This is a genomic window from Saccharomonospora amisosensis, assembly GCF_011761185.1.
GTDB classification, from domain to species: Bacteria; Actinomycetota; Actinomycetes; order Mycobacteriales; family Pseudonocardiaceae; genus Saccharomonospora_A; species Saccharomonospora_A amisosensis.
In genome coordinates, this window is the sequence record NZ_JAAOYM010000001.1 from 4,335,388 (window position 1) to 4,355,454 (window position 20,067).

21 protein-coding genes and 1 other RNA gene are annotated in these 20,067 nt (G+C 69.1%); 5 read left to right on the plus strand and 17 right to left on the minus strand.

Annotation, left to right across the window (positions count from 1 at the left end):
• Positions 1 to 2: 2 nt before the first annotated feature.
• The 12 genes from FHU38_RS21035 to FHU38_RS21095 form a co-directional block, all read right to left on the minus strand.
• Positions 3 to 266 carry a hypothetical protein gene (locus tag FHU38_RS21035; RefSeq protein ID WP_167174118.1) on the minus strand — a complete coding sequence of 88 codons (264 nt, stop codon included), beginning with the start codon at positions 264 to 266 and terminating at the stop codon, positions 3 to 5.
• Between the two features lie 493 nt (positions 267 to 759).
• Positions 760 to 1,629, minus strand: a complete 870-nt coding sequence (locus tag FHU38_RS21040; protein WP_167174121.1) for an SCO6745 family protein — start codon at positions 1,627 to 1,629, stop codon at positions 760 to 762.
• A 557-nt stretch (positions 1,630 to 2,186) separates the two neighbouring features.
• Positions 2,187 to 2,540: a VOC family protein gene (locus FHU38_RS21045; RefSeq protein WP_167174124.1), complete on the minus strand. Its 354-nt coding sequence runs from the start codon at positions 2,538 to 2,540 to the stop codon at positions 2,187 to 2,189.
• A 73-nt stretch (positions 2,541 to 2,613) separates the two neighbouring features.
• Positions 2,614 to 3,013: RNase P RNA component class A (gene rnpB, locus FHU38_RS21050), an RNA gene on the minus strand.
• A 71-nt stretch (positions 3,014 to 3,084) separates the two neighbouring features.
• A complete protein-coding gene (locus FHU38_RS21055) occupies positions 3,085 to 4,254 on the minus strand; it encodes a bifunctional RNase H/acid phosphatase (RefSeq protein ID WP_167174127.1) in 1,170 nt (389 codons plus the stop codon).
• Positions 4,251 to 4,988, minus strand: a complete 738-nt coding sequence (locus FHU38_RS21060) for a zinc ribbon domain-containing protein (protein WP_167174130.1) — start codon at positions 4,986 to 4,988, stop codon at positions 4,251 to 4,253. The genes FHU38_RS21055 and FHU38_RS21060 overlap by 4 nt, the downstream gene beginning before the upstream one ends.
• Positions 4,989 to 5,007: 19 nt before the next feature.
• Positions 5,008 to 5,817 (minus strand): Nif3-like dinuclear metal center hexameric protein, encoded by an 810-nt coding sequence (locus tag FHU38_RS21065; protein WP_167174133.1) that lies wholly within the window; start codon positions 5,815 to 5,817, stop codon positions 5,008 to 5,010.
• Between the two features lie 629 nt (positions 5,818 to 6,446).
• A complete protein-coding gene (locus FHU38_RS27825) occupies positions 6,447 to 6,749 on the minus strand; it encodes a hypothetical protein (protein WP_167165489.1) in 303 nt (100 codons plus the stop codon).
• A gap of 56 nt (positions 6,750 to 6,805) precedes the next feature.
• Positions 6,806 to 7,372 (minus strand): GTP-binding protein, encoded by a 567-nt coding sequence (locus FHU38_RS21080; protein WP_208415769.1) that lies wholly within the window; start codon positions 7,370 to 7,372, stop codon positions 6,806 to 6,808.
• 22 nt (positions 7,373 to 7,394) lie between these two features.
• Entirely contained in the window at positions 7,395 to 7,754 is a 360-nt protein-coding gene (locus FHU38_RS21085; RefSeq protein ID WP_167174139.1) for a DUF742 domain-containing protein, read from the minus strand.
• On the minus strand, positions 7,751 to 8,173 hold the full coding sequence (locus FHU38_RS21090; protein WP_167174142.1) for a roadblock/LC7 domain-containing protein: 423 nt from the start codon (positions 8,171 to 8,173) through the stop codon (positions 7,751 to 7,753). Before FHU38_RS21090 ends, FHU38_RS21085 begins: the two co-directional genes overlap by 4 nt.
• A 41-nt stretch (positions 8,174 to 8,214) precedes the next feature.
• Positions 8,215 to 9,624, minus strand: a complete 1,410-nt coding sequence (locus FHU38_RS21095) for a sensor histidine kinase (protein ID WP_167174145.1) — start codon at positions 9,622 to 9,624, stop codon at positions 8,215 to 8,217.
• A gap of 245 nt (positions 9,625 to 9,869) precedes the next feature.
• On the opposite strand from FHU38_RS21095, the gene FHU38_RS21100 reads away from it, so the two are divergent.
• The 3 genes from FHU38_RS21100 to FHU38_RS21110 all read left to right on the plus strand — a co-directional run bounded on the left by FHU38_RS21100 (position 9,870) and on the right by FHU38_RS21110 (position 12,178).
• The gene (locus FHU38_RS21100) at positions 9,870 to 10,355 is read left to right on the plus strand and encodes a low molecular weight protein-tyrosine-phosphatase (protein WP_167174148.1); all 486 of its coding nucleotides are present in this window, start codon (positions 9,870 to 9,872) and stop codon (positions 10,353 to 10,355) included.
• Positions 10,352 to 11,224, plus strand: a complete 873-nt coding sequence (locus tag FHU38_RS21105; RefSeq protein WP_167174151.1) for a fructosamine kinase family protein — start codon at positions 10,352 to 10,354, stop codon at positions 11,222 to 11,224. Before FHU38_RS21100 ends, FHU38_RS21105 begins: the two co-directional genes overlap by 4 nt.
• A gap of 66 nt (positions 11,225 to 11,290) precedes the next feature.
• Positions 11,291 to 12,178 carry an SURF1 family cytochrome oxidase biogenesis protein gene (locus FHU38_RS21110; protein WP_167174154.1) on the plus strand — a complete coding sequence of 296 codons (888 nt, stop codon included), beginning with the start codon at positions 11,291 to 11,293 and terminating at the stop codon, positions 12,176 to 12,178.
• Positions 12,179 to 12,310: 132 nt separating this feature from the next.
• On the opposite strand, the gene FHU38_RS21115 is transcribed toward FHU38_RS21110, so the two are convergent.
• The 4 genes from FHU38_RS21115 to FHU38_RS21130 are packed head-to-tail and all read right to left on the minus strand — an operon-like array spanning position 12,311 to position 17,017.
• Complete coding sequence (locus FHU38_RS21115) at positions 12,311 to 13,270, minus strand: cobalamin biosynthesis protein (protein WP_167174157.1); 960 nt, start codon at positions 13,268 to 13,270, stop codon at positions 12,311 to 12,313.
• Positions 13,271 to 13,325: 55 nt separating this feature from the next.
• Positions 13,326 to 14,327, minus strand: a complete 1,002-nt coding sequence (gene nudC, locus FHU38_RS21120; RefSeq protein WP_167174161.1) for an NAD(+) diphosphatase — start codon at positions 14,325 to 14,327, stop codon at positions 13,326 to 13,328.
• Positions 14,328 to 14,354: 27 nt separating this feature from the next.
• Positions 14,355 to 15,734: a M16 family metallopeptidase gene (locus FHU38_RS21125; protein WP_167174165.1), complete on the minus strand. Its 1,380-nt coding sequence runs from the start codon at positions 15,732 to 15,734 to the stop codon at positions 14,355 to 14,357.
• Positions 15,731 to 17,017, minus strand: a complete 1,287-nt coding sequence (locus tag FHU38_RS21130) for a M16 family metallopeptidase (RefSeq protein WP_167174168.1) — start codon at positions 17,015 to 17,017, stop codon at positions 15,731 to 15,733. The genes FHU38_RS21125 and FHU38_RS21130 overlap by 4 nt, the downstream gene beginning before the upstream one ends.
• A gap of 34 nt (positions 17,018 to 17,051) precedes the next feature.
• Here FHU38_RS21130 and FHU38_RS21135 point away from each other — a divergent pair, with 34 nt between their 5' ends.
• Entirely contained in the window at positions 17,052 to 17,867 is an 816-nt protein-coding gene (locus FHU38_RS21135) for an SDR family NAD(P)-dependent oxidoreductase (RefSeq protein ID WP_167174171.1), read from the plus strand.
• Positions 17,868 to 17,898: 31 nt separating this feature from the next.
• On the opposite strand, the gene FHU38_RS21140 is transcribed toward FHU38_RS21135, so the two are convergent.
• Positions 17,899 to 18,855 carry a YciC family protein gene (locus FHU38_RS21140; RefSeq protein WP_208415770.1) on the minus strand — a complete coding sequence of 319 codons (957 nt, stop codon included), beginning with the start codon at positions 18,853 to 18,855 and terminating at the stop codon, positions 17,899 to 17,901.
• A gap of 142 nt (positions 18,856 to 18,997) precedes the next feature.
• Between FHU38_RS21140 and FHU38_RS21145 the strand changes: the two genes are divergently transcribed.
• Positions 18,998 to 20,047 (plus strand): neutral zinc metallopeptidase, encoded by a 1,050-nt coding sequence (locus FHU38_RS21145; RefSeq protein ID WP_167174174.1) that lies wholly within the window; start codon positions 18,998 to 19,000, stop codon positions 20,045 to 20,047.
• Positions 20,048 to 20,067: the final 20 nt, after the last annotated feature.

The following is a 20,067-nucleotide window of genomic DNA, read 5'->3' on the forward strand; positions in this document are numbered from 1 at the left end:
TCTCAGCCCGTGAACAGACCGGCGAGCCATTCGCCGACGTCCACCCCGAGCCCGCTGACGGCCAATCCGATGATCGCGAGTGCGACCACCACGCCGGCCAGCCTGCGCATCACGCCCGCGTTGTCGCCCTTGCCCCCGCCGAGCCAGAGCAGCAGCAGCGCGACGCTGAGCAGTACCAGCGGAACAATGTTGTTGAGCAGCCAAGCACGAACTCCCGTCGTGTTGAGCTCACCTTGCGCCAGTGCCGCAAGCGTCATCGTGGTCATCGCGTACTCCCGAGTGCCCGGAGTGTGGTGCGAGGCGCCGTCGTGCGCCCCGCAGGTTTCCAGCACTTGCCGTGTTCAAACAACATCATGGCGTGACGAGATGTGAGGGTCAAAGGCCTCCCAAGCGTGATGGCCAGCCACGCGGCCCATCTCGCGATCACGTTCGCTGCAGACTTGTCCGTCCTCCATCATCGCGGCAGCGGCATCGAGGTTTAAACCAAGTCCACCCGGATGTCCTAGTGTGTTGAAGACCTCACCCACGGGTTGTGGACCCTTCTCACGCTCGGTACGCCGACCGCCCGCCTGGCCCGGCTGGCATAGTGAACCATGCCCCGATCGAGGCCTTGGCCGGGATCCTCTGGGTGAACAGGTTCGTGGGCCGTTCCGACGCCGATGATCATCCGATCGGGTTAAGCCAGGGGCCGTTCGCCGGCGCGGACCGCACCAAGCACACCGCTGGTACGGGTCGTCCGTTCGAGTCTTTTCGCTGGTGTCAACGTTGACCGGCGAACAGCCCGGACGGATAAGCACCCGCCGCCACGACCGCACGGCTGAACTCCTTGGCAAGCTCCCGCACGCGGCTGGTCTTGTCCGCCCCGAGCCGCGACCACGGCGCCGACGACGCCGCGTCGGTCTCCTCCTCGATCCGTTCGCGAATCGCCACCCCACGGTCGGTCAGCGACCCGTCGTGGTCGATGATGCCCTCCTCACGAAGCCGGGTTTCCGCGTTGTCCCACTCCTGCTGCGACCAACCACGCAGTTTCCTGGCGACTTCCGGAAGGAAACCCTTTCCTGTCGCGGTGTGGGTAACCAGAGCGGGCAGGCCTGCCAGACCGTGGCTGACCAGGCTCGCGATGTGGCCATCTCCCCGGTACTCGCGAAGCAGCGTCGTCGCGTGCCACAGCACGAGTAGCGGGTCGGTGGGCCAGTCGAGACCGGCGTGGGCGGCGAACAGCGGCCTTCCGTCCGGCTCCGTGGCCTGCGCGGCTTGCCTCGTCAGTTCGGCGAGTTCCGCGAGCGCGTCGGAGGCAACGAGCTGCTCACCGAGCAGCCGGCGCAACGCCGTACCCGCGGCCTCGACGCGCGCCGAGACGAGGTCGGCAGGGCTTGCCAGGGTCCACGCACGGGGAATGTGCTTGGCGACCAGTTCGGGGTTGAAGTTGTAGAAGGTTGCCGCGACCACACCCGCACCAACCGGTCCGAGCGCGGCGGCACGGCTGGCGAAATAGGCCAGGCGGCCCCCCTTGTCCAGACCGGCTTCGAGGTAGGCCTGCTCGGCCTCTGGGGCGAAGTAGATTATCGAGTGTATCGGCTCGAGCACCCGGTAACAGTGCCGCGTGGCGGTACGGGCTTCGTCGTCCATGGGGCGTGAGCCTAACGACCGCACCCGGCAGACGGGAGGTGCGCTGGTCAGGGTTCGCGGGCGACCCAGCAGCCGACGATCCGCTGTGCCTCGTTCAGCGGCCCGCAGGTGCGGACCGTTCGGCCACCCCTCGTCGGCCAGCACCAGGTCGCGTTCGACACCGCGAGCGGGCTGGATGATCTGGAGCCCATCGGCCATCTCGAGTTGTTCCCGGGCGCGGAAGACCCTGCTGCCATTGGCTTCCCGGCATCTCCTGTTCCGGGGTGCCGTGCGACAGACGATCGTAGCAGTGACTCAGCGCGACGTATGAGCCGCTGGGCAGCCGGTAAATGACTGACGTGGTGTACGTCGTGGGTGCTCTCAGCTGTGGGTGGTCCGGAGCCGCGGTCGATCAAGAAGTTGCGGTTGGCCGAGGCCATGTCGCGAACTTCGGGCACGGCACGCTTCGTCGCTGTCCCTGCCGCCGAGTGCGGCGTCGTGGACCCGGGCGAAGCTGGCGCGGTCCGGGTCGAGCGCCACCGGCACGGAACGAGGATTCCGGAATCGCCAGACAGGTGTTACCGGGCGGGCAGGACACAGAACTCGTTGCCTTCCGGGTCCGCCAGCACCACCCAAGGATGACGCTCCTCATCGGAAAGGACCACGGCCCCGAGCCCGACGAGCCGATCGACCTCCGTGTGCTGACGACCGGACTCCGGTGCGATGTCGAGGTGTAGCCGGTTCTTGCCCGACCTCGGCTCCGGAACCGGCTGGAACAGCAACGACGGATCACCGTCCAACTGGGTGTACTCCAGGCCATCGGAGTCCTTCCACCGGCGCGGTGGTGGATAGCCGAGCGCCGACCTCCAGAACTGTGCCAACCGCACCGGGTCGGCACAGTCGATCGCCACAGCGAGCAGTCGCGCAGACATGGGAACGTGGGTACCACCGGGTCGTGTGACCGGCACAGTTGATCAACCGGTCGGGAATCCCCACGAGCGCAGGTGGACGAGTTGGCATGTAAGCCGGATTCTGTCCCCGTGACCGCCTTGCGGCGATCACGATGGGCGGCCATCCATCTGGGCCTGCCGTCGCCGACAGGCTCAAGCGGCCTACCCGCAGGCATCGGGCGGGCAGCCCTCTATCGCCCGCGCAGGAGCGGTACGGCTCCCTCTTGGCCTTGCTCCGGGTGGGGTTTACCGAGCCGCCCCGGTCACCCGAGGCGCTGGTGGTCTCTTACACCACCGTTTCACCCTTACCTGGTCTGGTGACCAGGCGGTTTACTTTCTGTGGCACTTTCCCGCGGGTCACCCCGGGTTGCCGTTAGCAACCACCCTGCCCTGCGGAGTCCGGACTTTCCTCGATCGTCGCTGCTCGCGACAACCGCGACCGCCCTGCCAACTCGTCCTGACTTCAGTTTACCCGCCGCAGATGGCTCCCCGGTGAGGTGGCACCCGGCACGGGACCCGCCAACGGTCAGCTCAGGTGCGAGACGTCGTTGACCAGCCGCACCGAGGCGTTGCCATCACCGTAGAAGTCGACGACCGAAAGCGAAGCCAGATCCAGGTGCAGCCTGAACAGCAACGAGGGTCCAGCGTCCAGACCCATGCGCAACAGCGACTTGATCGGCGTCACGTGGCTGACGAGGACCACGGTGCGCCCCTCGTAACGTTCGAACAGCTCTTCACGGGCGTCCTCCACCCTGCGGTGCACCTCGTCGAAGCTCTCACCACCGGGCGGGTGCACCGACGTGTCGGCCAGCCATCGCCGGTGCACCTCGGGATCGCGGACGGCCGCCTCGCCGAACGTCAGGCCCTCCCACTCCCCGAAGTCGGTCTCCAGCAGCCCGGTGTGGGTCTCCACCCGGCCGCCGAGCGCGCTCGCCACCGCCTCCGCGGTCTGCCGGGCTCGGGTCAGCGGCGAAGCGACGATCGGAAGCTCGCTCGGGAGCGCGCCCGCCTCCCCCGCGAGCACGCTCAACCCTTCCATCGTGGCCAACCGCTTGGCCGCCGCCTCGGCCTGCGCCAAGCCGACTTCGGTCAGCGCGACGTCGCCTCGGCCGGAGTAGCGCCGATCCACCGACAGCTCCGTCTGCCCGTGCCGCAGCAGCAGCAACCTGGTCGGTTTGCCCTTCGCGCCGGTCCAGGCGGTCGGTGGAGCGGGCCAGCGCGGCTGCGGGTCACCTTCGCCCACGTCCTCGCGTTCGGTTCCGCTGCTGCCGCCAGCGGCTCCGCCGTTCGCCTGGGTGTCCATCGCCTCGTTGGCCAACCGGTCGGCGTGCGCGTTGCGGGAGCGTGGGATCCACTCGTAGGTCACCCGCTCGAAGCCAGCCGCCAGGTCCCGTGCTCGCAACGCCAGCGGTTGCAGCGCGGCGTGCTTGATCTTCCAGCGTCCCGACATCTGCTCGACGACGAGCTTGGAGTCCATCTTGACGTCGACCGCGGTGGCACCCGTCCGCGCCGCGGCCTCCAGTCCCGCGATCAGGGCGCGGTACTCGGCGACGTTGTTGGTGGCCACACCGAGCCCCTCCTGGCGCTCGGCCAGCACCTCCCCACTGCGGGCGTCCTTCACCACGGCGCCGTACCCGGCGGGCCCGGGATTGCCGCGGGAGCCGCCGTCGGCCTCGACGATGACGTGTCGGCTCACAGCCCCGACTCCAGCGTGCGCACCAGGATGGCGCCGCAGTTCTCACACTGCACCACCTCGTCCTCCGGTGCGGCCTTGATCTCCGCGATCGCGGCCCTGTCCAGCTCGAGCTGGCAAGCCCCACAGCGACGTGCGCGCAGCAGAGCCGCACCGATGCCCTTGTGTTGCCGCACCCGTTCGTAAAGCGCGAGCAGGTTATCCGGCATGCGGGGCACGAGCCGTTCCCTGTCTTCCTCGCGACGGGCCTGTGTGGTGTCAAGGTCGGCGAGCGCTTCGTCCCTGCGGCCGCTGGCGGCCCGCAGTTCCTGCTCGGCCTTGTCCACCTCCGCCGAGGTCCGCTGCGCGTCCAGCTCGAGCGCTTCCTTGCGCTCCATGGTCTCCAGCAGGTCGTCCTCGAGCGCCGACTGCCTGCGAGCAAGCGAATCGAGCTCGTGCTCAAGGTCGGTTAGCTGCTTGGCGGCAACCGAGCCGGACGCCAGCATCGAGCGGTCGCGTTCGGCTCTTGCCCGAACCGACTCGACTTCCCGTTCCTGCCTCGCCACATCGCGTTCGAGATCGGACACCGAGGTGCGAACGCCCACCAGCGCGTCGCGGCGGTCGCGTAGCCGCTTCTCGATCTCCTCGATCTCGGCCAACTCCGGCAGGGTACGGCGGCGGTGCGCGATCCGGGACAGCTCGGCGTCGACCTTGGCGAGGTCGAGCAGTTGGCGCTGCACGGAAGGGTCTGCCTTCACTGAATCGCTCCGTTCGTTGTCACGCTCGCAGGTTCCACGGGTCGGTGCATCGCGTCGAGACGTGAACCTCGACGTTACCCGCTGCTCGCACGACCTCGGCGGCTTGCCCGCACCACGGCCATTCGCTCGCCCAGTGGGTCACTCCGACCAGCGCCGGTCCCCCGGCTTCCAGCTGCTCGCCTGCCGGGTGGTGCCGCAGGTCGGCCGTGACGTAGGCGTCCACTCCGGCCGCACTGGCCGCGGCCAGGTAGGAGTCGCCCGAACCGCCGGACACGGCGACGGTCCTGATCGGACGATCCGGATCGCCAGCCCCGTACACGCCAGGGACGGTCGCCGGCAGTGCGGCGGCGACCCTGCGGACGAAGTCGCCGAACGGTTCGGCGGCGGCGAGCTCGCCGATCCGGCCGATCCCGGTGGTGCCACCGGGCTGGTGCGGCGCCAGTGGCGCCAGCACGTTCAAGCCGAGTGCGCCCGCCAGCGCATCGGACACACCCGGGTCGGCGGAGTCGGCGTTGGTGTGCGCGCAGAACAACGCGATGCCCGAGCGGATCATGCGATGGACGAGCGAACCCTTCGTCGTGTCGGTTCCGACCCCGTGGACGCCGCGCAGCAGTAAGGGGTGGTGGGCCACGATCAGCCGCGCTCCCGTCTCCACCGCCTCGTCGACGGTCGCCGCGACGGGGTCGACGCACACCAGAACCCGCTCCACCTCCTCGGCCGGGTCGCCACAGACCAGTCCCACCGCGTCCCACGGTTCGGCAAGCTCGCGAGGGTAGGCGGCGTCGAGCGCGGCGATCACATCCGACACATCCAAGACCGTGCGAGTCATGCCACGATCCTCCCACGCACGCTGTTGGCTCTAGTCCAACCGTCTGAACTTGCCCTGCGGCGGGGCATACGAAGGGATGAATATCGTTAGTCTCCTACGGTCACCGATCGCTCACCGAGGAGAGCCATGCCCACGGCAAGCGAACCTCCCGACATCCTTTCGGCCGAGTTCGCCGCTGACCCCTACTCGGCACACCGCGCCATGCTGGACGGCTCGCCTCTGATCTGGCACGAACCGATGCAGAGCTACATCGTCTCCCGCTACGACGACGTGGCGCGCATTCAAGGAGCCCGTCTTCACCACCGACAACTACAGCTGGCAGCTCGAACCGGTGCGCGGCAGGACAATCCTGCAGATCCCGCCTTCCGTGGTCAGGAACTGCGGCAGAAGTTCCTGACCGTGATCGAACGCAAACGCGCGGGAACTCATCGACGGCTTCCGCGACACCGGCAACGCCGACATCGCGCACGACTTCGCCAGGCACTTCCCCATCAGGGTGATCGTGGGTGGGCGGCCGCTGTGTTCCCGCCATGCGGCCGCCGCCGACGCCGGGTCTGCTCGCGGCGCCGCCCTGCTGGAGCACCCAGAAGGTGTGTTCACGCGGGGCCCTGCGGCGCTGCCTGTGCGTTTCACTCCCGCGTGAGCTGAACGTATACGGGGCTGAAGGTGACGGGGAGGCTGGTCAGTCCCCGCAGCCATACCGAAGGCTGCCGCTCCAGGCTTTCCGAGAGAACCGTGAGCGCGAGATCGGGCAGTCGGGTGCGGTCCGCCGCACGTCCGGGTCGGCGTCGGCGGCGGCGAGCCCGAGCACCCGCCACCTGGTGCACCTCTCGGCATCCGGTGACGAACCAGGCCGGAACGTCACCGTCGAGCAGCACCGGTGCGACCGATCCGTGTTCTCGCCTGATCCGCGTACGGACGGCCGGGGTCACGCTGGGATCCGGTTCCTACAGCTGGACCGAGGCTGGTAGGGCGGACTCCAGGTCGGTCATGGCACGGGCTCCCGAGCGGCCGAAAGCGTGTAGAGGTGGTTGACCAGCGTGATCAGCACCTGCTTCGACGACTCGCGCTCGCGGGCATCGCAGTCGATGAGCGGGACATCGTCGGAAAGCGTCAGGGCCTCACGCAACTCTTCCAGGCCGTGTGTCGACCCTGGGAAGTTGTTGCGGGCCACGATGAACGGGGTGCCGTGGTGTTCCAGCCGGTCGATGGCGTACCAGGAGTCCTCGACCCTTCGGGTGTCCACCAGCACCACGGCACCGAGTGCGCCCGCGAACAACCTGTCCCACAGAAACCAGAACCGCTCCTGGCCAGGCGCCCCGAACAGGTAAAGCACCATCTGCTCGTTGAGCGTGATGCGGCCGAAGTCGAACGCGACGGTGGTGGTTGTCTTGTCGGCGACGCCGAGATTGTTGTCGATGCCCAGGCCCGCCTGCGTCATGGTCTCTTCGGTGTTGAGCGGGCGAATCTCGCTTACGGAGCGCACCATCGTGGTCTTGCCGACCCCGAACCCGCCGACGATGACGATCTTCAAACCGTCCGCGGCCGTGCTCATGAGCGGCGTCCGGGTGGTGAGCTCAGAGATTGTGGAGTCCAACGAGCACCTTCTTCAGGAATGCGGGGTCGGGGAGCTCGGCGCCGATGCGAGGCGAGGTCGGATGGCGAGCGGTGACGTAGCCGCTGTCGAGCAGGTCGGACAGCAAGATCTTCACGACGCTGACAGGCAGCCCCAGTTCGGAGGCCACCTCCACCACCGCCGTGGGATAGCGGCAGATCCGCAGGATCTTGACGTGCTCCGACTGCATCCCCACCGTGGGGTCGGACTCGCTGACGATGAGCGTCACGAGGTCGAGCCCGGTGTCCTCCGCACTGCTTCGCCCGCCGGTGAGCGTGTACAACCGGTCGGGATCTTCGCTGTCGACAGCGCGGCGGATCATGCCGGCTGGTTGCTGTGCTCGGGCTGACGGGGAGGCGAGGTGAGGAACGCGCCGATCTGCTCGACCAGTTCGTCCATCTTGTGTCCGATGAGGCCGACGTCGGCGTCCTCGGAGGCCAGCACCGCGAGGTGGGCGCCTTCTCCCGCTTCCACGATGAACAGCAGCCCTCCGTGGAACTCCGTCATGGACTGCCGCACGCCTCCGGTGCCGTCACCGAACTCCATCGACGCGCTCTGCGCCAGCGCCTGTACCCCGGCCGCGATCGCGGCGAGTTGGTCGGCCCTGTCCGTGTTCAGCTCACGCGTATGGCAGAGCTTGAGCCCGTCTCGCGACAGCACCAAAGCGTGCTCGGCTCCCGGCGTGTTCTCCACCAGGCTCTCCAGCAACCACTCCAGGTTCTGGTTCGTCGTCGTGCTCATGAGGGTTCCTTAGCTGCTGTCGGATGTGGACACCGGGCTGATCACCGCGGATCGCGTTCTTGACCAGGCGCGGGTTCACCGTCCGGTTTGTTCGATCGCGTGGCTTGGCGGAACGCACCGAACCTCGCGCCCGCGTCGGTACGCGGCCGGGATGGCTGCGCCCGCGCGGGCACGGGTGGCTGCGGTGCTGCCGCGAGGGTCTGCCCGCGGCGCCGCTTCGGTAAGGTCCGCTGCTGCTGTTGCCGCGGTTGTTGCTGCTGAGGTTCGTCGTCGTCGAGCACGGCTGTCACGGTGTTGCTCCGCGAGTTCGGCTGCGGGGAGGAAGCGGCGGGCTCCGTGGGCATCGACGGCGACGAGGGCGAGGTCACCGAGACGGACCTGGACGCGTGTGACAACGGCTCCTGACGTGGCTGGGTGACCAGTTGGTTCGGGATGCGCAGCACCACCCCGGTGCCGCCGCGGGAGGACGGCCGGAAGAAGACGTGCAGCTGGTGCTTGCGGGCGAGGCAGCCGACGACCGCCAGCCCGAGCCGGGTGCCGGACAGTTTGGTGAGGTCAAGCGGCTCGGTGGCCGAAACGGCACGCTCGGCGCGTTCCAGCGCCTGTGGCTTCATACCGAGGCCACCGTCCTCAATGGTGACGACGATGCCTGTGTGCAGTTCCTCGACGTAGACGTGCACCTCTTCGGAAGGAGCGGAGAACCGTGTCGCGTTGTCCATCAGCTCGGCCAGCGCGTGCATCACATCCTCGGCGGCGTAACCGACGATGGCCGCTGTGCTCGTGGAGTGCAGCCGTACCCGCTGGTACGCGCGGATCCGGCTCATCGCGCCGCGCAGGATGCTTTCCATGACGATCGGTTTGGTCCAGCGCCTGCCGGACCTCGCGCCGGTCAGCACGGCGATACTGTCGGCGAGCCTGCCCGCCTGTGCGGTGCTGTGGTCCAGTTTGAGCAGGTCGCCGAGCACCTCTTCGGAGTGCCGGTCCTCCATCTCGCGCAGGTCCGCGAGCATGCTGGTGGCCAGTGCCTGCACGCGGCCCGCCGCGTTGGCACAGGCGGCCATCGCCGCGGCCTTCTGCCGCTCGCCGACACTGATCTCCTTGGTGAGCGTGCGCAGGATGCGGTCATGCGTCTGGTGGTTGGGCCGGGGCAACTCGGAGATGACGGTGTCGGCGGAGGCGCCGTCGCGGAGCCTGCGAACGGCCGAGGGCAGCATCTCGTCGGCCAGCTGTGCGAGGTCGGCCTCCAGCGACTCCGTACGCCTGCGGTAGGAGCCGAGCTGGAAGGTACGGTAGGCGGCGATGGTCGTCGCCGCGCACAGCAACGCGGCGGTGGTCCCACCGACCACACCGACCAGCGCTCGCTCCGATGCCGAAGTGGCGAGTGTGACCCACAGCCACACCCCAGCCATGACCAGCACGGAGACGAGAAGTACGAGGAGGGTCCGGCTCATCGGCGAGCGCGTTTCGACGGCGCGCCTCACATTGGACAGGGAAATGGGAGCCCCCAATGTACCTGTGACGTCTGTTTGATTCGCCAACGACGACGCCAAACCTAGGCCGTTGACGAGACCGGGAGCTTAGTACGGTCAGGTCGCCGAGGCTAGGTGGTTTGTCGATCTCATTCGGTCAGCACGTCGGCGTCAGCCACCGGGCCCCCGGCTCGGTTCCGCGGCGAGCGCGGGGAGACACTGGCGACATGAGCCGAGGTGTCCCGAGCCGCCTGCTGCACGTCTGCTTCGTATGTACGGGCAACATCTGCCGCTCGCCGATGGCGGCCGCCGTGTTCCGCGGCAGACTCACCGAGGAGAACCTCGCGGACGAGGTCAGGGTGAGCAGCGCGGGCATCGGTCCCTGGCACGTGGGCGAGCCCGCCGATCCACGGGCACGGGCGACCCTGGAGGCAGCCGGGTACGACAGCGAGCACGTGGCCGCGCAGGTTGGGCCACTGCATCTCGAGGCCGATCTGCTGCTCGCATCGGACCGCGGCCACGTCGCCGACCTGAGCAGGCTCGCCCCGGAGCCGGAGCGGGTGCGGCTGCTGCGCAGCTTCGATCCGACCGCGCCGCCCGGCGCCGAGGTGCCCGACCCCTACTACGGGTCAGGTGACGGTTTCACCGACGTGCTCGCCATGATCGAACGCTCGGTTTCCGGCCTGCTCGACTGGGTACGGAAGAACCGATGAACACCCACGAGGCGATGGACGCCGTCGAACGCTGGCTGCCGGACAAGGCGGGGCACACCCACTCGCTCGGCGGCGGCAGCATCGTGGTGACGCTGCGCGGCGGCGGGCAGGTCGTCGCCAAGAGTGCCGTGGGGGTCGACGCGAACCGGGCCGAGGCGGCCGGGCTGCGCTGGCTCGGCGAGCCGGGCGATCTGCCGGTACCCGCCGTACACGGCTTCGACGACGACTGGCTCGTGATGGAGTTCGTCCCGCCTGGCGCGCCCAGCGTGCGGGCCGCACGCGCGTTCGGCCGGGGATTCGCCGCACTTCACCTGCGGGGTGCTCCCGCGTTCGGCGCGCCGCCGCCCGAGGGCCCAACCGATGCGTGGATCGGCCTGGCCAGGATGCGCGACGAACCCGCCGACGACTGGCCCACGTTCTACGCTCGCCACCGCATCGAGCCCTACGTGCGGCAGTGTGTCGATCAAGGGCTGTTCACCTTGACGGAGTCGGCGATCTTCGACAGGTTGTGCGCCCGGTTGCCGGAACTGGCTGGCGAGCCCGAGGCGCCCGCCCGGCTGCACGGCGACGCCTGGAGTGGCAACGTCCACTGGGCAGCCGACGGCAGGGCGTGGCTGATCGACCCGGCCGCACACGGCGGGCACAGGGAGACCGACCTGGCGATGCTGCGACTGTTCGGCACACCGCTACTGGAACACATCATGGACGCCTACGTGGAGGCGGCGAACGACTTCGGTGCCCCGCTCGCCGACGGTTGGCGCGAGCGGGTGGCGCTGCACCAACTGTTCCCGTTGCTGGTGCACTCCGTGCTGTTCGGCGGTGGGTACGTCCGCCAGACGATCGAGGCCGCTCGGGCCGCGCTGCGCTGACTCCCGCGTGGCAGGGCCGTGTCCCCCGCGCTGTGAGCGGCGGGGGACAGCGCATACCGTTGGAGTGTGCGCTGGAGGTTGCTGCTCAAACCGGGCTGGCTGGGATTGACGCTGGTGGTGTTCGCTTTCGCCATCACGTGCTACACGTTGCTCGCGCCGTGGCAGTTCCACCGCGACACCGAGCGGGAGACCCGTAACGCCGCAGTGCAGGCGTCCTTCACCGAGCGGGCCCGCCCGTTACCGCGGGTGCTTGCCGACGGGCAGGCTCCCGACCAGGGCACGGAGTGGCGCAGGGTGTTCATCGAAGGTACCTACCTGCCCCAGGCGGAAGTGATCGCACGGCTGCGCACGGTGCAGGGCGAACCCGCCTTCGAGGTGCTGACACCGATGCGCACCACCGATGGCCAGACCGTGCTGATCGATCGCGGCTACGTGCGCCCCGACGACCGCACCAGGGTCCCGCCGTACGCCGCACCACCGGGTGGCACGGTGCGGGTGGAGGCGCGCGTGCGCGCTGACGAGACCGATCCCCAGGGCAGGCCGGCCTTCTCCGACGGCTCCACCGGCGGCAGGCTGCACAGCTACGCGGTGGATTCCCGCACGGTCGCGCGTGCGACGGGGCTGGGCATCCGGCCCGGCTACTTCCAGCTGGCGCAGGGCCAGCCCGGGGTGCTCGGTCCGCTGCCGTTGCCGCAGCTGGACGCGGGCCCGTACTTCTCCTACGCGCTGCAATGGCTGGCGTTCGGCACCATGGCCGTGCTCGGCTGGCTGTACTTCACGGTGCGCGAGCTGAGGCCGGGCGGCGCGTTGTCGGCGGACCAGCCGCGTGGTGAGCGGCGCAAGTCGGTGGCGGAGCTGCTGGCGGAAGACGAGGAAGCGGACAGCGAAGAGGCCGATGGGGGCGGCAACGCCACCGCGGTCACGCACGGTCGAGGCGGTGGCACCGGGCAATGACCCCGGTGGCACGTGGCCACCCAGCGCGATCGCAGCCGACCTGGCTCGACACCGCCGTCCGGGTGCGGCTCGACTTCGCCGGGCAAGCGGCTCGTCCTTGGTCGCCGCACCACCACCCGCCGTAGCCGGACATCACGCTCGGCGGCGAAAGCCGAGCAGCGCCGCCAGCGCCACCGACGCCGCACCGGCGAGCCAGCCGACGACCCGGGAAAGCTCCACCGCGCGGGTCACGTGCCCCGCGTCAGGGTTGCGGCCGTCGCCGAGCACGGGCAGCTCGCGCACACCGTGGTGGTAGACGGTACGGCCGCCCAACCGGATCTCCAGCGCACCCGCGAACGCAGCCTCGACCCGACCGGCGTTCGGGCTGGGGTGTAGTACGGTGTCGCGCCGCCACGCCCGCAGCGCGGCACCGGTCGAGCCACCGACCACGGGAGCGCTCGCCACGGTCAGCGCCGCGGCCGCCCGCGTGGGCAGCAAGTTCACCAGTTCGTCCAGCCGTGCCGCGACCCAACCGAACCCGCGGCATCGGCCGTGCTCGCCCGTCGTCGCCCGCAACACACCCACCGCGCGCGAACCGAGCAACCCAGGTATCCCGGCGACGGCGCCCCACAGCAGCGGTGTGACCACGTCATTGGCCGACCGGAGCGCGACGATCTCCACGGCGGCGCGAGACAGTGCCGTGGCGTCGAGTTCGTCAGCGCTGCGCGAGTCCAGCGCGGACACCGTGCGTCGCGCCGCATCCAGGTCGCCGCGTTGCAGGTCGCGGGAGAGTTCCGTGCCGTGTGCCGCGATACGGGCACCGCCGAGCACCGCCCACGTCGCGGTGGCGGTCGTCAACGCACGCACGACCGGGCGGCCGCTGCCCGCCCGCTCCGCTGCCGAACCCGCGAGCACGGCGGCCGAAGTGAGCGCGCCCGTGTACACGGCCCCAGCCAGTGCGCTGTCGGCGTACACCCGGCGTTGCGCCGCCCGGGCGATCGTGGTGAAACCGGTCACCGCGCGCCCCTTGTGCGGGTCACCGATCACTCCGTCGGCCACCAACCCCAGCATCAGCCCAACGGCTCGTGCAACACCCACGCCGGAATCCCCCATTGCTACGTGTGAGCGGCAGGCTACTCGACCGCGGTGGGCCGCCTGCGCCGGGTTCTCAACGCTGCGCCTCGGCCCATGCCCGCAACATCACGTGCGCGATCGAAGAAGAGCCGGGAAGCAGCAGGTTCGGGTGCTCGCCCGCGAAGGCGGCACGAACCTCGTCCCGTGGCACCCACAGCGCCTCCTCGATCTCACCGTCGGCGGGGCGAAGCGACGCGCCGGCCTCCGCCCGAGCCGCGAAGCCCAGCATGATCGAGCGAGGGAACGGCCACGGCTGGCTGCCGAGGTAGCGGATGCCACCGACGTCGACACCGACCTCCTCGCGGATCTCCCGCTCGACACAGCCCTCGAGGGACTCCCCCGCCTCGACGAATCCGGCGAGCACCGAATAGCGCTTCGGTGGCCACACCGGTTGCCTCGCCAGCAGCACGTGCTCGCCGTTGGTGCCGAGGTTGTCGTGCACAAGGCAGATCACCGCAGGATCGGTGCGCGGGTACTCGTCCTTGCCGCAGCGGCCACACACCGAGAGCCAGCCGAACTGCCTCAGCTCACTCTCCCCGCCGCAGCGTGAGCAAAACCGTGCGCGCCAGTGCCAGTTGCGCAGCGCTTCGGCGGTGGTGAGCAGCCCGGCCGACGCGTCGTCCAGCATCGAGCCGTGCCCGCGCAGGTCCACCCACACCTCGCCGTCGCGGGCGGGCGCGTCCTGCCACCCGCCCCAGCTGCCGGGGATGCTCACCGTTTCGGTGCCCTCACCCGGCTCGCCGGGTAGGAACCAGTAGTCGGTGTCCTGCCACTGACCGAGGAACGCCGCGTTCGCCGGAGGTCGTTCACCGAAGTCGATCGCCTTGCGGGTGTTCAGCGGGACAGGCCCACCACCCGGTTCGCGCGCCGCCCGCTCCGGCACCGGGGTGCGGCCACGCCGGTCCAGCAGCAGCACTCGCGCGGCGGGCCACCGTGCCAGCAGCCGCTCCGCGTCGGCTCGCAGCGACTCGTTGCGGTCCGCCGTCGACCGGGACAGCGCGGGAAGCGCGCCCAGCTCGAACGGCGCTGTGTTCATCAGCTCCCACCCATCAGCTCGCGCCCATCAGCTCGCACCCTCGACCGTGACGTCACCGAGAGCGAGCAGTTGCGGCGCGAGCACCTCCGCGTCGCCCACCACGACTCCGGTGAAGCGGCTCGGGGCGAAGAACTCCAGCGCGGCCTGCGCCACGTCCTCGGTGGTGACTCGCGCGAGCCGGTCAGGATGCGCGGTCAGCCACTCCACACCGAGTCCGACGTCGGTGAGCGCGGCCAGTTGGCTGGCCAGCCCGGTCTGCGACGACGAGGAGATGAGCAGCGAACCGATGGCGTACTGGCGTACCGCCTCGACGTCGGCGTCCGTCGGCGGTACCAGCCCGAGCCTGCCCAGCTCGTATCGCGTCTCCAGCAGCGCGGCCGCTGTCACCTCGCTGGCGGTGTCGGCCTCCACCTGAAGCGTCGCCTTCTGCCCTGTGAACTCGAAGCCGGAGTGTGCGCCGTAGGTGTAACCCTTGTCCTCGCGAATGTTCTCCACCAGCCGCGAGGAGAAGTACCCGCCGAAGGTGAGGTTCGCCAGTTGCAGCGCCGGGTAGCGCGGGTCTGTCCTCGGCACGGCCTGTGCCGAGAGCCGCAACTGGGACTGCACCGCACCAGCCCTGCCGACGAGCAGCAGGTCACCCGGCGTGAGATCGGGCAACTCGGCGAGCCGCTTCGCCTCGCCGTCCCCGCGCCACGACCCGAGTGCTTGCTCCACCTCACCGATCACGGCGTCGGGGTCGATGTCGCCGACAAGCACGAGGGTCGAACCGCCCGGCAGCACGGCGTCGGCGTGCAGCAGCCGCACGGCGTCGGGGGTGACGGCGGCTACGTCTTCCGGTCGCGGCACCTCGCGGGTGTAGGGGTGGTCGCCGTAGCGGCGCCGCTGCAGTGCCTCGCGGGCGATCACCCTTGGCTGCGTACGGGCGACGGCGAGCCGTTCCACGATCCGGTCGGCTTCCCTGCGTACCTCGCCGTCGGTGTGCACGGCTTCGGTCAGCACGTCGGCGAGTACGTCGAGCAAGGTCGGCAGACCGCTGGCCAACGCGCTGCCCGACACGCTGAGGTGCTCGGGATCGACCACCGTGCCGAGGTCACCGCCGATGAGGGCCAGCTCGGTGTCGATGGCGATCCGGTCACGCCGCTTCGTGCCGGTGAGTATGGTTTCGGCCAGCACCTCGGCGGTGGCCGGGTGCGAAGGGTCGTCGCCCGCGAACGGGATCGAGAGCCGCAGCTCGACCATCGGCACGGTGGGCTTGCGCACGGCAAGCACCCGAAGGCCGTTGCCGAGCACGGTGTCGGTGTGGCTCAGTTCGGCGGGTGGCCGCTGCTCACCCAGCGGGGGCACCTGCCTCGGGCCCAATGGCGTGCGGCCGATCCGCTCCGCGTCGCGGTGAGTCGCTGAGGTCACTTGGCATCTCCCTGGTCCGGTTCCACGACGAGCACGGCACGCGAGTCCGGCCGAAGGCCCTTGGCGGCCTCGGCCACCTGATCCGCGGTCACTCCTGCGATGCGGTCGGCGAGGCCGTCCGCCAAAGCGGCGTCGCCGTGCAGCAGTTCGAGCGAGCCGAACGCCAGCGTCCTTGACACCAGCCGGTCGTGGTCGCCGTGCAGGTTCGCGCTCCACCGCGCCGTCACCTTCGCCAGCTCCCGCTCGTCGGGTGGCGTGGTGGCGAGCGCGTCCAGTTCCTCGTCCAGAGCGCCCAGCACCCGGTCGGGCGCGACGTCTGGCGCGTGGATCGCGGTGATGGAGAACGTGTCGGGATCGCGCGCCTCGAACGGGCCGAACAGCCCCGCACCCGCGTTGACGTCGGTGACCAGCGGTTCACGGTGTACCAGCCGCTGCTGCAACCGCGAACCGTCGCCGTCGGTCAGCAGCCCCGCGAGCACAAGGTGGGCGAGGTAGCCGTCCAGTTCGTTGACAGGGTCCGGCATCCGGTAGCCGACGGCGAGCGCGGGAAGCGGAGCGTGCGGGTCGGTGTGGCTGCCACGCAGCTCCTCGTTAGGCCTCGGCTCGGCGAACGACGGCCGATGCGGCTTCGGCCGTGCCGGCACATCGCCGAAGTGCTTCTCGACCAGTTCGCGGGTTCGATCGACCTCGATGTCGCCCGCGACAGTCAGCACCGCGTTCGCGGGCGCGTAGTAGGTGTCGAAGAACGCGGCGCAGTCGTCCAGTGTGGCCTGTTCGAGGTCGGTGAAGTCGCCGTAGCCGTTGTGCGCGTTCGGGAAGGTGGAGTACAGCACCGGCGGCAGCAGGATCCACGGGAACCCGCCGTAGGGCCGGTTCAGCACGTTGAGCCGGATCTCTTCCTTGACGACGTCGATCTGGTTGGCGAGGTTCTCCTTGGTCAGCTTGGGCGCGCGCATGCGGTCGGCCTCGAGGAACAACGCCCGCTCCAGCGCCGAGGACGGCAGCACCTCGAAGTAGTCGGTGTAGTCGGGATGGGTCGAGCCGTTGAAGATGCCCCCGCTGCTTTGCACGTAGCGAAAGTGCGCCAGCTTCTCCAGGCTCTCGCTGCCCTGGAACATGAGGTGCTCGAACAGGTGCGCGAACCCGGTCCTGCCCTCGGGTTCGGAGCGAAAGCCCACGTCGTAGTGCACGCTGACGCCGACGACGGGCGCGGTCCCGTCCGGTGCGAGCACGACCCGAAGGCCGTTGTCGAGAGTGAATCGATGTAGCTGGGGTACGGCCATGACCACACCCTACGGGTAGGCTCGGCCATAGGGTATGAGACCACTTACCGAGCAAATCATCCTCGTCACCGGTGCCACCAGCGGGCTCGGTCATCACGTCGCGAGCGAGCTGGCGCACCGCGGTGCCCATGTCATCGCGCACGGCCGCGACATGGAGCGGCTGCGGCGGTTGCGTGACGAGCTGGGGGTGGAGACGGTACGGGCCGACTTCGCCGCGCTGTCCCAGGTCGACCGCCTCGCCGACGAGTTGCTCCAGCGGCACGACCGGCTCGACGTACTGGTGAACAACGCGGGCATCGGCAGCGGCGACGACCCGGCGAAGCGGCAGGAAAGCATGGACGGCATCGAGTTGCGGTTCGCCGTGAACTACCTCGCCGGATACCACCTCACCCGTCGGCTGTTGCCGCTGCTGTTGCCGCCCGCCAGGATCGTCAACGTGGCTTCGGCGGGGCAGCAGGAGATCGACTTCGCCGACCCGGAACTTCTCACCGGATATCACGGCATGACCGCCTACATGCGCAGCAAACTCGCCCAGGTCATGTTCACCATGGACCTGGCGGAACAACTGCACGGCACGGGGGTCACCGCCAACGCGCTGCACCCGGCCACATTCATGGACACCGCCATGGTGCGGCAGGCGGGCAAAACCCCGATCAGCACCGTGGCGGAGGGCGCTCGCGCCACGCTGCGGTTGATCACCGAGGCGGAACTGGACGGCGTCAGCGGCCGGTACTTCGACGGCACCCGCAAGGCGCAGCCGCACCCGCAGGCGACCGATCCCGCGGAGCGGGAACGGCTTCGGCTGCTCAGCGACGAGCTGATCGCCACCGCGCTCAAGCCCGGGGCCTGAGCCACCCGAACCCGGTCAGCGGGGTGCCTGCTCAGGCACCTCCTCCCGCTGAGCGGGCCAACTCGACATCGAGGTGTTCCTTGCGCATGCGCTGGTCGATGTAGAGCAGTGCCGTCACCGCTGACGCGAACGGCACGACGATCGTCTGCGCGACCGCGTTGCCCAACTCCAGGATCAGCACGTCGTTCACCGTGAGCCCGGCCGTGGCTGTCGGGTCGCCGGCGAGCAGCCCGAACGGAAGCTGGATGACGAAGCTGATCACGAACCCGATGAGCATGGCGAGCAGCAACACGCCGAAAACCCGCCACCAGGATTGCCTCACCAGCACCGGCGACCGGCGCATGGCATCGCCGACGCTGCCGCGTTCCAGCACCAGTGCGGGCGCGGCGAGGCTGAACAACACTAACAGCCACACCCCAGGAACGATGAACAACACGAGGCCGACCGCGACCAGCAGCGTGACGACGATCGTCAGCCCGAACAGCGGCAGCAGGCGGGGACGCAGCTCCGCCCAGGCCTGCGCGAAACTGATCGGCCTGCCGAGCACGGCCTTGCCGACCACCACGGTGAGGAAACCCGCGAGGAAGGTCTGGGTGAGCAGGTTGATGACACCGATCACGCCCGCGTTCGCCAGGTTGTCGCCGAGAGCGGCGAGTGCCTGATCGAGTTGTACCTCGGGGCTGGCGTTCGGATCGATCACCGGCGGCGGCGCCGTGGCGTCCAGAATCCACAGGTCGGCGATGATGTACAGGCCCGCGCTGAGCAGCGCGATCACCGCCGAGGACCCGAACACCACTGCCGCGTGCCTACGCAGGGTGTCGATGGCGCCTTCGAGGATCTCGCCCACCGCCAGCGGGCGCAGCGGAATCACCCCCGGCTTGCCCTGTCCACCCGAGCCGTACCCACCGTGACCCGATTGGGCTGGATATTTCGGGAGTTGCGAGCGGTTGTCGGGGTCCGGTGCGGACCAACCCGTAGAGTCTGTCATCGCGCCATCCTCGCTTGTCGGCATCACCTGCCCGCTTCGGCAGGGCAGCAGATCGGCATATGCAGGTTAGGCGAGCCACGTCGGGCGTCGAACAGCATCGTTATGCTGACGGCCGAGATCGAACTACCCGTGGGACGACGAGATGACACAACCGCCGCCACCGGGTCCGCAGTACGGCTACGGCTACGGACACCCGGTGCCGCCGGGACCGCCGCGCGGGCCGTCGAAGGGCCCGATCATCCTGGCCTCTGTCGGCGGAACCGTGCTGCTGGTGCTCGCGCTCATCGTGGTGTTCACGCTGACCAGCGGGTCCGACAGGTCGGCTGACGGCGGGTTCACCAACAACGCCGCGACGACGTCCACGACCGCGCCGACCACCACCACGGCGTCCACCACAACGACCACGACCAGTTCGCAGTCCAGTACGACCTCGTCGTCGCGGCTGAACGAGCCCACTGTCCAGCAGGGGCCCGGGAAGGTCTTCAAGCTGGCCGACCACCCGATCCTGCAGGACCCCAACGCCGGGTTGCAGAACCTGGTGTGCAACCTGCCCGCATGGCAGAGCACCCCGTCGGCCGCCGAGGCGTTCTTCACGGCGGCGCGCGAATGCCTCGACGCCGCCTGGGGGCCCTTCCTGCGGTCGTACAACCTGCCGTTTCAATCCCCGCAACTGCACTTTCCGTCCGCGGCGAGCTTTCGAACCGCGTGCGGCACGATCAACGTCGGAATCGCAACGGCCGCCTACTACTGCGAGAACAACCTGTACGTGCCCTTCGACGGGTTGCAGACCGAGCAGTACGGCAACCGTCCCGGTGTCTACCTCGCGCTGTTCGCACACGAGTACGGACACCACGTGCAGGAAGTAGCCGGGATCATGGACGCGGCGTGGGAACGCATCTACGCGGTGGGGCAGGACAGCCCGGAAGGGCTTGAGCTGTCACGGCGCAAGGAACTGCAGGCACAGTGCTTCTCCGGGATGTTCCTCGGCGCGCACGTGGACCGGGGCGGCACCATCACGCGGGACATGTACGACGAAGCCTGGAACGACCAGGAGACCAGGGGTGACGACACGTCGGGCACCCACGACCACGGCAGCAACGCCAACTATGCCGCTTGGTGGCGCGCGGGCGCGTACGACAACCGCATCGCCGACTGCAACACCTTCGCGGCAGGCGGCGCCGAGGTCTCCTGAACGCGGCGGCCACGCCGCGG

Bases quoted from the DNA above. Each gene is read 5' to 3' on its own strand.
- FHU38_RS21035 (WP_167174118.1), bottom strand. From the start codon at position 266: ATGACCACGATGACGCTTGCGGCACTGGCGCAAGGTGAGCTCAACACG.
- FHU38_RS21040 (WP_167174121.1), bottom strand. From the start codon at position 1,629: ATGGACGACGAAGCCCGTACCGCCACGCGGCACTGTTACCGGGTGCTC.
- FHU38_RS21045 (WP_167174124.1), bottom strand. From the start codon at position 2,540: ATGTCTGCGCGACTGCTCGCTGTGGCGATCGACTGTGCCGACCCGGTG.
- FHU38_RS21065 (WP_167174133.1), bottom strand. From the start codon at position 5,817: ATGACTCGCACGGTCTTGGATGTGTCGGATGTGATCGCCGCGCTCGAC.
- FHU38_RS21080 (WP_208415769.1), bottom strand. From the start codon at position 7,372: ATGAGCACGGCCGCGGACGGTTTGAAGATCGTCATCGTCGGCGGGTTC.
- FHU38_RS21085 (WP_167174139.1), bottom strand. From the start codon at position 7,754: ATGATCCGCCGCGCTGTCGACAGCGAAGATCCCGACCGGTTGTACACG.
- FHU38_RS21090 (WP_167174142.1), bottom strand. From the start codon at position 8,173: ATGAGCACGACGACGAACCAGAACCTGGAGTGGTTGCTGGAGAGCCTG.
- FHU38_RS21095 (WP_167174145.1), bottom strand. From the start codon at position 9,624: ATGAGCCGGACCCTCCTCGTACTTCTCGTCTCCGTGCTGGTCATGGCT.
- FHU38_RS21100 (WP_167174148.1), top strand. From the start codon at position 9,870: ATGAGCCGAGGTGTCCCGAGCCGCCTGCTGCACGTCTGCTTCGTATGT.
- FHU38_RS21105 (WP_167174151.1), top strand. From the start codon at position 10,352: ATGAACACCCACGAGGCGATGGACGCCGTCGAACGCTGGCTGCCGGAC.
- FHU38_RS21115 (WP_167174157.1), bottom strand. From the start codon at position 13,270: ATGGGGGATTCCGGCGTGGGTGTTGCACGAGCCGTTGGGCTGATGCTG.
- nudC (WP_167174161.1), bottom strand. From the start codon at position 14,327: ATGAACACAGCGCCGTTCGAGCTGGGCGCGCTTCCCGCGCTGTCCCGG.
- FHU38_RS21130 (WP_167174168.1), bottom strand. From the start codon at position 17,017: ATGGCCGTACCCCAGCTACATCGATTCACTCTCGACAACGGCCTTCGG.
- FHU38_RS21135 (WP_167174171.1), top strand. From the start codon at position 17,052: ATGAGACCACTTACCGAGCAAATCATCCTCGTCACCGGTGCCACCAGC.
- FHU38_RS21140 (WP_208415770.1), bottom strand. From the start codon at position 18,855: ATGACAGACTCTACGGGTTGGTCCGCACCGGACCCCGACAACCGCTCG.
- FHU38_RS21145 (WP_167174174.1), top strand. From the start codon at position 18,998: ATGACACAACCGCCGCCACCGGGTCCGCAGTACGGCTACGGCTACGGA.